We start from the raw sequence: 12,714 nt of genomic DNA on the forward strand, positions 1-12,714 counted from the left end.
CCCAAGTATCATCTTTTTATCAATATATCCCCAAATTCACTCATAAAAAAAAGCACCCTAAACGGATGCTTCTACCAAATGATATTTTTTCAAAATACGATAGGTGATTTCTTTTGCTTCTAGTCCGGTGCCTTCTATATTTGTGGCGAAGATGTAGGTTTTGTTTTCATGTTTGATGAAGCCTGCGTACCAGCCGATTCCTGATCCGGAGCCTGTTTTTCCGTATAGCGTGGCGTGTTTCTCTTCTTCTTGTATCATCATTCGTTTGACGGTTCTCATAACCGATAGGTCAAATGGGAGACTTTCTTCATATAGCTGCTTAAGGAAATGGACTTGTTCTACTGGAGAAATGCGCAACGTACTGCTTAGCCAAAACTGATCAATTCCGCCAGATATGTCTTGATTCCCATAATGAATGGCTTTTATCCAATGGCCCATGCGTTCTTCCCCGATGTCACGTGCCATGGCTTGATAATACCAGACGACTGAATCTCTCATGCCAGAGCCCAGTGTATGGTCCTTATTCCAGTTATCAATCTCTCTTTTTACTCCGTCCCAATATTTGATGTCGTATTCATCTTTAACTGCACCAGTTTGAAGTCCGATTAAGGCATTTGCTATTTTAAATGTTGATTGAGGTGCAAAGCGCTTGTTCGCTCTTTTTTTGTTATACACCCATGGTGATTTTTCTTTTACTTCTTGAATCACAAATGTGCCTTCCCGCTCTTTCATGAATTCATCGACGGACCATTTTGGAGATGTTCCTTCACTTGATGCAGGCTTGCTCATACAAAGTGCTGCAAGCATCACGCCAGCAATCAGCCATTTCATCTTCTTTTTTTGCAAACAATCACCCTCTTTGCTCATGATTGCAATCGATTGTAGCATGATGACTGATCAGAAATAAGAGCCGGTCGTCCTTTTTTTCAATAAAAAAAGCCGGTTTTATCCGGCTTTCTGTTTATTGTACGTTCCATTTTTTCTCTTCAATCGCTTGCTTTGCAATTTTCGAAATGGTCATATCGTCCATTGGTGGGTTATGAAGGCCAGCACGAATGTCTCGATAGTAACGTTGAAGCGGACAGCTAAGGCTTAAGCTTTTTGCACCGACTAAACGCATGGCTTTATCGACCACTTGCAGACTATAATTGACGACTGTATGCTTCACAGCACCGAATTCATTGATTAACAGCTCTCTTTTCTCTGGCTGCTCATACAATGTTGTCGTTGAATAGATGACATGGCGTGCTTGCTTTAGTAGTAAATCAATTTCTCCAATCAGTGTTTGGACATTTGGCAGTTCGCTAATCGTTCCGCTAATACTGTTCGGTGAATGGGTGATGGCATACTGAACAGCATAGTCTCTTGCCGCTTGTGCAATCCCTAAATAGCAGGAAGGAATATGTGCGATCCAAGGGTTTAACGTACCGCCCCGAGGTCCTTTTTGCACTTCAACCAACATGTCATCTGGAACTTCCACATGATCTAGAATTAAATCATGGCTCTCTGTTCCTCTCATGCCAACAACATCCCACGTTTCTTCTATAGAAACACCTTTTGTATCACGGTGAATTAAGAAGAAGCCCATCGCTTCTTTTTCTTCGATCCATACACCGACGAGAAAATATGTGAGTGCTGGTGACATCGTTGTGAATGTTTTCCTGCCACTGATCACCCAATGATCTCCTGATCTCGTTGCAGTTGTTCCAGGTTTGCCTCCTCTTGTTGGACTCCCTGTTTGCGCCTCACTGACGGCCCGGTTCACAAGAGCCCCATTCTTGATTTCTTTAGCAAAAAATTGCAGCTGCTTCTCATTCCATAGTTTCTTTTCATAAATTTCACCAACAACTCCTTGGTGCCAGCCGATCGATAAGGCAGTTGCTCCATCCATACTTCCTAGTGTTTCTTGAAAAAGGACCATATCCTTTACAGATTGACCCCCGCCCCCGTACTCAACAGGCAGAGACAACGTTGTATAGCCCAGTTCTACTAATGATTCGATATTCTGTTTAGGAAAATAGGCACCCTCATCATGTTCTTTTGCAGAATGTTCGATCGTTTCACGAAGGGATTCTAGTTGATTTAGCCAATTTTTTTGAAAATCTGTATCGACAAATAATGCTTTAGACAAAACGTATCCAACTCCTCTGTTTCTCGCAATCTATCATATCCGATTTATCCAATAGGTATTATTAAAACACACTTTACTTATAGGATTTAATGTGTTAAATTTTATCAATATTAAGTACATATGTCAAAGGAACGTGATGCTTTTATGATTTCTGCTACTAATCTACATAAATCCTATGGGTCAACTCATGTGTTAAAAGGAATTGATTTCACCGTACAAGAAGGTGAAGTGGTCGCCATTATTGGACCGAGCGGATCAGGAAAAACAACACTTCTCCGCAGTTTAAACAGCCTTGATATCCCAGACAAAGGAACGCTGACAGTTGGAGAAGCCACGATTCAATTTGAACAATATCGAAAAAAAGATCTTTTAAAACTCAGACAGCAATCGTCTATGGTGTTTCAGCATTATCACTTGTTTCAAAATAAACGAGCACTTGAAAACATCACAGAAGGATTGATTGTGTCTCAAAACATGTCTAAAAAAGAGGCGGAAAAAATCGGAGAGCAATTGTTAACGCGAATTGGGCTGCTTCATAAAAAAGATGCGTTTCCAAGTGAATTATCCGGAGGTCAACAGCAGCGTATCGGAATTGCCCGTGCGCTTGCCATGAATCCTGCGGTGCTTTTGTTTGATGAACCAACGTCCGCACTGGACCCAGAGATGGTCGGAGAAATCCTTGAAATGATGAAAGATATTGCGAGTCAAGGCATGACGATGGTCATTGTGACGCATGAAATCTCGTTTGCAAAGGATGTAGCGGATACAGTGATCTTTATGGCAGATGGGGAAATCGTTGAAAAAGGCTCACCAGAAGACGTCCTGATGAAGCCTCAGCATGAACGGACGAAACAATTTTTATCAAGAATTCATCGCGGGATGTGGCAAGGATTGGAGGAAGACAGATGAAGCGCAAGACTTTATTCACTGCCGCTAGTATCCTTCTGTTTCTCCTCTCTCTCATTGGCTGTAGCAGTGTGAAAACAACAACAGATGATGGCAGACAAATTGTCAAAGTCGCACTAAGCGCAGAAGTCAATCCGCCTTTTTTAGCCACAAATGACCGCAACGAACCGATTGGCTATAACATCGATTATTTAAATGAAGTCGAGAAACGTTTGCCACACATACATTTTGATTATATCTTTGGCGAGGAAGAATCCAATTTAATTGGGATCGGCGCTGGGAAATTTGAAATGGCGGCTAATTGGTTTTTTAGTAATCCTGAACGTGAAAAACGCTTTCTTTATCCTAAGGTTCCATACGGCTATTCGATGACAGGTTTAATTGTGAATGAATCAGAGCAAGATATTCAATCTCTAGACGATATGACATCAAAAAAGCTCGCTCCCGTCAGTCCTAGCGGCGGCCTTCGTTCCATATTAAATCAATATAATGAAGAAAATGATCGGAAAATTCCGCTCACGACCATTGAAAGCCCTTCAAACGAACTCAATTTAAAACGAGTCGAAAGTGGAAGGTCCGATGCGGCTTTTATGAATATTTCGACCTTTGATACGATTCAAAAACATCTTCACCTGAAAGTCAAAGTGGGCGGCATTGTCTCAAAGGAACCTATTTATCTTGTCTTACAGCCTAGTCAAAAGAAACTAGCATCAGAATTGGACCGAGTGACACAAGAGATGATAGAAGACGGAACATTACCTGATCTTGCGAAGAAATGGTTTGGCGTTGATTTCTTTCAAGATATTGACTATATATCAGAGCAAGGCTATCAATATGAAGAAAGGAAGGAAGCGCCATGACGTTTACAGCTGGAGATTGGCTAAGAATCTTTTTACAGGTGGTTGATCGCCTGCCACTCACATTTCTTATGATTGTGGTGTCATTGTTTTTTGCCATCATCATCGGATTGCTGTTTGCTTGCATTCGAATCAAACAAATTCCAGTGCTGAAACAATTGGCGGTCATTTATTTGTCATTTACACGAAGTACACCGCTCATTGTTCAGTTATTTCTGATTTATTTTGGCCTGCCTCAGCTTTTACTCATGGCGGGAATTCAAATCAATCATTGGGATCGTGTGTTATTTGTGATGATCACATTCTCGTTACATACGGGCGCTTATTTATCTGAAGTCTTTCGCAGTGCATATTCCTCTGTTGGGAAAGATCAGCTTGAAGCAGCTTACATTGTTGGGATGACAGATACGCAGGCATTAATGAGGATCATTATTCCGCAAGCCTTTCTCATTGCACTTCCGAACCTCGGAAATTACACCATTGATCTCGTGAAAGATACCGCCATTGCATTTACAATCGGACTCATTGATATGATGGGACAGGTCAAAATCATCCTAGGCAATAACTACGGGATAGGGATGTTTGAAGTGTACGTTATCATTGCAATTGTGTATTGGCTGATTTGCATCAGTATAGAACTGATCACGATGCTACTGGAAAGAAAATTTGTGAAAGGCCGTACCAGCCTGTCACGCTAAGGAGGCGATTTGATGCAAACCATTGATATATCATTTGCGATTGACCAAATACCACATATTCTAAAAGGCGTTCCCTTTACCTTATTGATTGCACTTGTTTCTATGGCTGTGAGCCTTTTGATTGGATCTGTTTTTGCTTTCATTCGCCTCTTTCGTATCCCTGTGCTCCGCCAGATGGTCACACTCTATGTCTCATTTTTTAGAGGAACACCTCTCATTGTTCAGTTGTTTGCTTTCTTTTATGGCATTCCATTTGTTCTGACCAAAATGAACAGCACTTTTGGGTTGACCTTTCACCCGGATATGGTCTCCCCGCTTACCGTTGCCCTTATCACCTTCAGCCTGCATTCAGCCGCACATTTAACAGAAGTGGTCCGCAGCGCACTCCTTGCGGTAGATAGAGGGCAGCTTGAAGCGGCGAAAATCGTTGGCATGACCACCAGACAGGCGATGATTCGCATTATTTTACCGCAAGCGTTTGTGGTTGCCCTGCCAAACCTAGGGAATCAGCTCATTCAGCTGTTAAAAGCCACGTCCCTTTCGTTTACAATTGGTGTACTGGAAATCATGGGAATCTCTCGCATCATTGCAAATGACGGCTACAAGTTTTTAGAAACGTATCTCGTCTCTGCTTTGATCTATTGGATGCTTAGTATTTTCTTTGAACTCGCTTTTGCTTTGTTAGAGAAACGAGTCAGCGTGTACGGAAAATCTCTTGGACGTTAAAAAAGAGAACGGCATCTGCCATTCTCTTTATCGTCCTACTTATTCAGCACTGACTAAAATTTTCACTTGATCTTTTTCATTGATTAATGCATGGAAGCCATCTTCGATCACATCGTCCAACTTGATTTTCTTCGTGACGAGTGTGTCTGCAGAGAAATAGCCTTTTCTCATTAAGTTTAATACAGATGGGAAAACATCTCTGTAGCCGATGATTCCTTTGACTGTACGTTCTTTAATGACAATGTCATTCGGCATAATTTCTGCGCCTTTTTCCCAAATGCTTACAATGACTGTTTCACCTGAAATTCTAGTTGATTGGATTGCTTGCTTCAATACAACAGGTACACCAGTCACTTCAAAAGAAACATCGACTCCACCATTTGTACGGCGTGCGATTTCTTGAACAACATCTTCATACTGAGAAGGATCTACAATGATCGCTCCAAGTTCTTTTGCTTTTTCTTGGCGCTCTTTTGATAATTCCACTGCATAAATGTCAGTAGCACCAGCTGCTTTTAATGCTTCAATGACAAGTAAACCGATTGGTCCACAGCCAAACACAGCTGCTGTATCCCCAGCTTGTACTTTACTAGAACGAACGGCATATAAAGCAACTGCAGAAGGTTCAACAAGTGCACCTTGCTCATATGAAATTTCGTCTGGTAACAAATGAAGTAATTCTTCATCGACAGATACATATTCAGAGAATCCTCCACCGCCACCAGCAAGTCCTAAGAAGCCCATGTTTTCATCTAAGTTGTAAGCACCTTGGTGCCCGTGAGTTGCAAAAATAGGTTCAACAACCACTCGATCGCCTACTTTGTAATTACTCACGCCTTCTCCAACTTCTACAATTTCACCAGAGAACTCGTGTCCCAATGTAATGGGTGCTTTTTCTTTTGTAAGTGGATGAGGTTCGTTCACAGGAATGAAGATCGGTCCGCCTAAATATTCATGTAAATCACTACCGCAAATGCCGCACCATTTTACTTTCAGTTTCACTTTTCCTGGAGCAACTGTTGGTTCGTCAATTTCCTCTAGTCGAATGTCCTTTTGATCGTGCCAGCGTAGTGCTTTCATTTGTAAGACTCCTTTTCTCATCAATTTAATTAACTTACTTAAATAATGATAACATAATTTTTTTAATTTTCTAAGTAAGATGCACTATTTTTTTGACAGTCAATGGACGAAAAATGACAAAACATAGCAACAGACAAATAAGAAGCATACATAGGCAGCCAATTATGACAGAAGTACGTATCGATAACACATGCGCCAATGCGCCGCATATTCCTGTCATGATCATCGTCAGAACTGCTTCACATAACGCATAAAAACTTGCCACTCTCCCCATGACCTCTACCGGGATATTCGTTTGATAAAAAGTCATAAAACCGGTGTTTGCAAATGCTAAAAAGAAAGCGAGAACAAAAAAGCCAGCTGCTGCGATAGTCAATGTGTTCGAAAAAGCATAGATCAAGTATCCAAAAGCCACAAACAAACTACCCGCACCAAGCATCACTGAAATAGGCAGCCTTTCGACAATGACCGTATTGAGACATGCCCCTGCGATAATCCCTGCTCCAGCTACACTGACAAGAAACCCATATTCGGTATTGGTCAACATCAGCACTTCCTTTGCAAAAGCTGCTTCAAGTGAGTCAATGGCAGTCGGCAGCACTGTGATGGCGGCACTAAATAATAAATACACGGCCATCACTTGCCTGGATGTGAGACTGAAACGAAATACAAGTTTTGCATCTTCCTTTAATACCGAGAGAGAAAAGCCCTTTTGTGCCCCGGCTGCTTTTGACAAAATCGGTAAACACATCGTCAAAACAGCAGATATCAAAAGGCAGATTGCATTTACATAAATTGAAAGGACTGGTGTACCAATGAGAAAAAGCAACCCTGCTACGGCGGGTCCGAGTAAAAATCCACCAGACTGAAGCAAAGATCGAATGGCATTAAACCGTTTTCGTTTATCCGCCGGGATTAGTGCTGTCATATACACCATCGAAGCTGGATGAAACATGGCTTGTGCCATATGAATGAGAAATAGCATCACATATACGATCAATAAGTGGCCTGAAAATAAGGCAAAGGGTAAACAAGCAATCAGAATGGCCCGGCATAAATCTAGACTGATCATGACATTCCGCTGATTCAGTCTATCTATTAAACTACCAGACCAGCTATTTGTTAAAAGAGCCGAGACAGGTCTTAACATATAGACGGCTGTTACAGCAAGAACGGAGCCCGTTTCCTGAAAAATCAGCAGGTGGAGAGCAATCATATAAATCCATTCTCCTATGTTCGCAATACCAATCGCTCCAAGTAACATGCTCATATCCCGCCAATGTTTTTTCATCGTAGTGCCCTCCTTTTTTTCATCAAAAAAAATCCCGCCCCCAAGACATTTCTGTCTTGAGGACGGGATTGACTCCGCGTTGCCACCTCAGTTCATTCACCTGTTACCAGATGAACCTCAGCAGGTTATCGCTAACCCTTCTCTATAACGGGAGAATGCCGCTGCACCACCATCACAATGAATCCGGTGCAAAGCTAAGAGGCTTGGTTCTGTAACGCTTCCCAGCTCCTTCTCAGCTTTACGGAGTTCTCTGTGTGAGGCAGCCATTACATACTCTTCTCTATTTGCGCTTTATCTTTTTTTCATCACGATCTTCAGCTGAATTGTTACATATTGTACTGCGCCTCCGTCAAGGCGTCAATGTTTTTTTCATGTTAATCCGCATAAATCATTTTCCTAGTCATGCCGCCATCAACAACCAAATCTGTTCCTGTCACAAATTGATTGTCTTCATCTGTTAAATAAAAACAAGCTTTGACAATATCCTTTGGCGTTCCTACTCGATTGGAAAGATGCTGCTGATGGTCAATTTCTCGCAAATTTTTCTCATCCTTCGTTTCAATCCACCCAGGGGAAATGCTGTTTACTGTTATATGATCCTGACTAAAGGAAACAGCCAGCGCATGAGTAAGTGCTGATATCCCGCCTTTTGATGCAGCATACGCTTCTGTATCTGGTTCTGACATGGTCGCGCGAGTGGATGAGATATTAACGATAGAACCGCCTGATTGATTCTCTTTTATATAACGTGCCGCTTCCCTTGCACATAAAAAAGCACCTCGTAGGTTTGTATGCAGCACATGATCAAACTCATCAACCGTTAGCTCATAAGGCGATTTTGTACACATAACCCCTGCATTATTGATGAGAATATCGATCGTTTGATAACGAGCCACAGCAGCCGACATGATGTCTTGAATATCCTTCTCTTGTTTCACATCCGTTTTTTTAAAAAAAGCCTCAAAGGACTCCTTTTTCAGCTGATCTTCCAAGCGCTTGCCCTTCTCTTCGTCAATATCCGCAAGCACGACACGCGCCCCTTCTTTCGCATAGCCATACGCGATCGATTCACCAATTCCATTGGCTGCGCCAGTGATAACGACTGTTTTATTGTGAAAATTCATCGTTTATCCTATCCTTTCTCTCATGAGATGTTGTCGTCTATCATACCACTCATGTATACATGATACCTAGTCAAATGGGACATAGAAAAACCACCACCTAAATCATACATTAGGAGGGTGGTATATTTGTAATTCTCCATATTGACGACATAGTCGTTTGCTTCTTGTGTAAAGTCTAGGAAAGTTTGTGTTTATCATTCAGTCATTCTATTCGGCTCTTTTTCTGTATGATTATATTAAAAAGCAGCCTTTAGTATATCTAAGTAGTCCGCTTTCGTAACGGCACGAACATTGCTTTTTGTAGAGTTGTTTTGTTCTGCTAGTTCAGCCATTTTTTCAAAATCTTCTACTTTTACATAAGATAATTCTTTTAGTGATGGAATACCTAAATTCTTTGTGAATGTATATATACCATCCATTAATTTTTGAATCGCCACATCATCTGCATCCGTCTTATCTGCAAAGCCCATGATGTTTGCAAGCTCTATGTGCAATGATTTGTTTTCAGCTGCATTAAATTGTATGACATAAGGTAAAAATACAGCATTTGCGATACCATGAGGTGTATCATAAAGACTTCCGAGCGCTTCGGCTAAACAATGCACAGCTGCTACATCAGCGGAACCGAAGCATAAGCCAGCGAGTAAACTGCCTTCCTGCATTTTGTATCTTGCTTCTAAATCAGATCCGTCTTCATACGCCTTCGGTAAATAGGTCACAATGGTTTTCATTGCGCTTGCCCCCATCGCCTTAGAAATAGGGTTTGTTTCTTTACATGTATAGCCTTCAATCGCATGTACCAGTGCATCAACACCTGTTGCCGCTGTTATACTTTTTGGCACCGTAGAAGTAAGAGCAGGATCCAAAATCGCAATAGTTGGTCGAAGCAAGGCATGTTTTAAGGTGATTTTTTTATGTGAAGCAGCTAACGTAATCACAGATGAACGGGTCACCTCAGAGCCAGTTCCAGCCGTGGTTGGAATACAAATTAAGGGTGATACATTTGTGTACGCTTTCTTGCCTGCTATATACTCTTCAGGATTACCGCCATTTGGACCTAATAAAGTAATGGCTTTTGCCGTATCCATTGGGCTTCCTCCACCAATCGCAATAACCGCTGATGCTTGTACTTTTCTAAAGAGCTCTGCACCCGTTAGACATTCATGATCTCTAGGATTTGGAGATACTTGATCAAAGACGACAACGGAATAACCAGCTTCTTGCAAATAGGCTTCAATAGGCGTCACCAATCCTGCGCTTTTTACACCAGGGTCAGTTACAATCATAATTGTAGCACTAGGCAATACAATGTCCTCTACAATAGAGGCAATATCTTTAGATTTTCCAGTCCCCATGATCATTTTCGTATGACAATCATATTCAAAATTTATCATTGATTTTCTACCCCTTCATTTGTTGATTTAATCGCTTGTTTTTCTGCTCCCCACCATTCTATTCCTTTTAAACCTGGAATGGTAGAAGCGTAAAAAACAGGGTTCTTTCCTACCTTTCTTTGTCCCATGTAATCATTTAGAGCCGCAAAAGCAAATTTGCCTAAAATCGCAATGGCAACCAAGTTAACAATGGCCATAATCGCCATCGACAAGTCCGCTAACGTCCAAACGATTTGTAAGTTGGCGAGAGCACCAAACATAATCATCATTAAAACAGTGATTCGATACACGAATAGCGCGGTTACACTGTGATGAATAAAACCGATATTGGCTTCACCGTAATAGTAGCCACCTACAATGGAGCTAAATGCAAAAGTAAAGATCGCAAATGCTAAGAAAATACTAGCCCAAGAACCGAAATGCTGCGCCATTGCAGCTTGAGTGATTTCAATACCTGACAAATCACCTGCTGTTTCTACTGTTGATAGCATAATAATAAATGCTGTACAACTACAAACAACTAATGTATCAAAAAATACGCCTAATAATTGAACAAACCCTTGTTTTACTGGGTGTGAAACATGGGCAGCAGCTGCTGCATTTGGCGCACTTCCCATTCCTGCTTCATTGGAAAATAAACCGCGTTTGACACCGTTCATTATTGCAGCGCCGATTCCGCCTCCAACCATTTGCTCTAATCCAAACGCACTTTTCATAATACTTGCTAATGCTGCGGGTACATCAGCGATATTTGTCACTATCACATAAAGTGCTAAGATAATATAAAACGAGGACATGATTGGCACAATGATTTGGGTAAAGCGGGCAATTCTCTTTACACCACCAAAAATGATGAGAGCCGTAAGAATGGTTACGAATACCCCCATACCAATTGGACTGATACCAAATGAATATCGAAAGGCATTTGTGATGGTGTTCGTTTGTACTGCATTAAAAATCAAGCCAAAACTAAGAATAACAGAAAAGGCAAAGATCCTACTTGGCCATTTCAGTCCAAATTGCTTTTGTATATAATAGCCTGGCCCCCCTTTAAAACCATCACTTGTTCTCACTTTATATATTTGAGCGAGTGTGCTTTCGACAAATGCAGAAGCTCCCCCTAAAACTGCTGCAAACCACATCCAAAAAATAGCTCCAGGACCACCAACTGTGATGGCAATAGCAACACCTGCCATATTTCCAGTTCCAATCCTCGTCGCTGCTCCGATAAAGAAAGCTTGCATTGAAGAAATGTCTTGACTCCCTTTTATTTTTGGGGCTTTTTCAAAAATAGAACGGAAGATCTCTTTTAGTAAGACAATTTGCATAAACTTCATTCTCACCGTAAAGTAGATTCCAATCCCTATTAACATAACGACTAAAATATATGTCCATAAAAAGTCATTTATTGAATTGACAATCGTTTCAAACAAAGCCATCCCCCCTGTAAAATCTGAACATTCTAAATAATGAAAGCGCCTACTTTTATCATAGTAAAAATGTTATGATCTATCTATAGAAGTTTTCTGATTGCATCAATCGGCTCATCCGATTTAGGAGGGATTGACGTTGGAAATAAAGCAACTGATGATGTTCCAAACAGCATCAAAAGTATTAAACTTTACAAAAACAGCACAAATACTTGGCTATGCTCAATCTAGTATCACAGCAAATATCGCTGCATTAGAAGAAGAGCTAGGAACCCCTCTATTTGAAAGGCTTGGAAAAAGGGTCATTTTAACAGAAGCTGGCATGAAGTTTCAAGATTATACGGATAAGATTTTAGGTTTAACAGGAGAAGCATTAGAGGCTGTTGGTGGGATGAGTGAGCCAAGCGGCATTTTGAGAATATGTGCATCTGAAACACAATGTACCTATCGACTTCCTCATATTTTAACGGACTTTCAAACAACGTATCCTAAAGTAGAACTGATTTTTCGTCCCGGAATAGCTGAAAAGGATGTTTTAAATCTATTACTGGAAGGACAAATTGATGTCGCCCTATTATCGATGAATCCTGTCGTATCCTCACATTTAATTGTAAAAGAATTAAAAGATGAACCGATGGCGATTGTATGCTGTCCAACAAATCCATTGAGCAAAAAACAAAAAGTATATCCTATCGATTTAGACGAGCAAAGATTGTTGTTAACCGAAGACTGCGATTATCGTTATGCCTTCGAACACTCTTTGACACAGGCAGGAGCAAAACCGAGAAGTAAACTAGAACTAGCAGATGTAGAAGCCATAAAAAAATGTGTAATGGCTGGTCTAGGAATTGCTGTACTTCCCGAAATTTCTATAAAAAGAGAAATAACAGAAGGCCATATGATTAAAATCAATTGGATGGGACCCTGTCTCACAACGAAAATCCAACTATTCTGGCATAAAAATAAATGGATGTCTCCTGCTTTGAAGGCGTTTGTTGATTTAACAGAGGATTATATACTCAGGCACGACTAACAATTGACATGGAATGTAGCAGAAAAGCTTCATCTTTTTATATG

At 40.9% G+C, this 12,714-nt stretch carries 12 protein-coding genes and 1 other annotated feature; of the genes, 5 read left to right on the forward strand and 7 right to left on the reverse strand.

Annotated elements, in window-relative coordinates; translation table 11 throughout:
* Positions 1–57: 57 nt before the first annotated feature.
* Both blaBPU and NST09_RS12270 read right to left on the reverse strand, forming a co-directional pair.
* The gene (gene blaBPU, locus NST09_RS12265) at positions 58–846 is read right to left on the reverse strand and encodes a BPU family class D beta-lactamase (protein ID WP_048003296.1); all 789 of its coding nucleotides are present in this window, start codon (positions 844–846) and stop codon (positions 58–60) included.
* A 115-nt stretch (positions 847–961) separates the two neighbouring features.
* The gene (locus tag NST09_RS12270; protein ID WP_342493044.1) at positions 962–2,131 is read right to left on the reverse strand and encodes an acyl-CoA dehydrogenase family protein; all 1,170 of its coding nucleotides are present in this window, start codon (positions 2,129–2,131) and stop codon (positions 962–964) included.
* 120 nt (positions 2,132–2,251) lie between these two features.
* On the opposite strand from NST09_RS12270, the gene NST09_RS12275 reads away from it, so the two are divergent.
* The 4 genes from NST09_RS12275 to NST09_RS12290 are packed head-to-tail and all read left to right on the forward strand — an operon-like array spanning position 2,252 to position 5,318.
* Positions 2,252–3,040 (forward strand): amino acid ABC transporter ATP-binding protein, encoded by a 789-nt coding sequence (locus NST09_RS12275; RefSeq protein WP_008342612.1) that lies wholly within the window; start codon positions 2,252–2,254, stop codon positions 3,038–3,040.
* Positions 3,037–3,897: an amino acid ABC transporter substrate-binding protein gene (locus tag NST09_RS12280; RefSeq protein WP_142155560.1), complete on the forward strand. Its 861-nt coding sequence runs from the start codon at positions 3,037–3,039 to the stop codon at positions 3,895–3,897. Before NST09_RS12275 ends, NST09_RS12280 begins: the two co-directional genes overlap by 4 nt.
* Positions 3,894–4,592, forward strand: a complete 699-nt coding sequence (locus NST09_RS12285) for an amino acid ABC transporter permease (RefSeq protein WP_008342617.1) — start codon at positions 3,894–3,896, stop codon at positions 4,590–4,592. The genes NST09_RS12280 and NST09_RS12285 overlap by 4 nt, the downstream gene beginning before the upstream one ends.
* Positions 4,593–4,604: 12 nt before the next feature.
* Positions 4,605–5,318 (forward strand): amino acid ABC transporter permease, encoded by a 714-nt coding sequence (locus NST09_RS12290; protein WP_098680689.1) that lies wholly within the window; start codon positions 4,605–4,607, stop codon positions 5,316–5,318.
* Positions 5,319–5,357: 39 nt separating this feature from the next.
* On the opposite strand, the gene NST09_RS12295 is transcribed toward NST09_RS12290, so the two are convergent.
* From NST09_RS12295 to NST09_RS12315, 5 genes are all read right to left on the reverse strand, one after another.
* Complete coding sequence (locus NST09_RS12295) at positions 5,358–6,398, reverse strand: 2,3-butanediol dehydrogenase (protein WP_008342621.1); 1,041 nt, start codon at positions 6,396–6,398, stop codon at positions 5,358–5,360.
* A 70-nt stretch (positions 6,399–6,468) separates the two neighbouring features.
* Entirely contained in the window at positions 6,469–7,689 is a 1,221-nt protein-coding gene (locus NST09_RS12300) for an MFS transporter (protein WP_241511306.1), read from the reverse strand.
* A gap of 55 nt (positions 7,690–7,744) precedes the next feature.
* Positions 7,745–7,985: a binding site (T-box leader), on the reverse strand.
* Between the two features lie 78 nt (positions 7,986–8,063).
* Positions 8,064–8,813, reverse strand: a complete 750-nt coding sequence (locus tag NST09_RS12305) for a glucose 1-dehydrogenase (RefSeq protein WP_017367675.1) — start codon at positions 8,811–8,813, stop codon at positions 8,064–8,066.
* A gap of 236 nt (positions 8,814–9,049) precedes the next feature.
* A complete protein-coding gene (locus tag NST09_RS12310; RefSeq protein ID WP_342493045.1) occupies positions 9,050–10,207 on the reverse strand; it encodes an iron-containing alcohol dehydrogenase in 1,158 nt (385 codons plus the stop codon).
* A complete protein-coding gene (locus NST09_RS12315) occupies positions 10,204–11,646 on the reverse strand; it encodes an alanine/glycine:cation symporter family protein (RefSeq protein ID WP_056705387.1) in 1,443 nt (480 codons plus the stop codon). The genes NST09_RS12310 and NST09_RS12315 overlap by 4 nt, the downstream gene beginning before the upstream one ends.
* 130 nt (positions 11,647–11,776) lie before the next feature.
* Here NST09_RS12315 and NST09_RS12320 point away from each other — a divergent pair, with 130 nt between their 5' ends.
* Positions 11,777–12,670, forward strand: a complete 894-nt coding sequence (locus NST09_RS12320; RefSeq protein WP_019743600.1) for a LysR family transcriptional regulator — start codon at positions 11,777–11,779, stop codon at positions 12,668–12,670.
* Positions 12,671–12,714: the final 44 nt, after the last annotated feature.

Origin of the sequence: Bacillus sp. FSL W7-1346, assembly GCF_038593335.1 — a bacterium.
In the GTDB taxonomy this organism is placed as follows: Bacteria; Bacillota; Bacilli; order Bacillales; family Bacillaceae; genus Bacillus; species Bacillus altitudinis.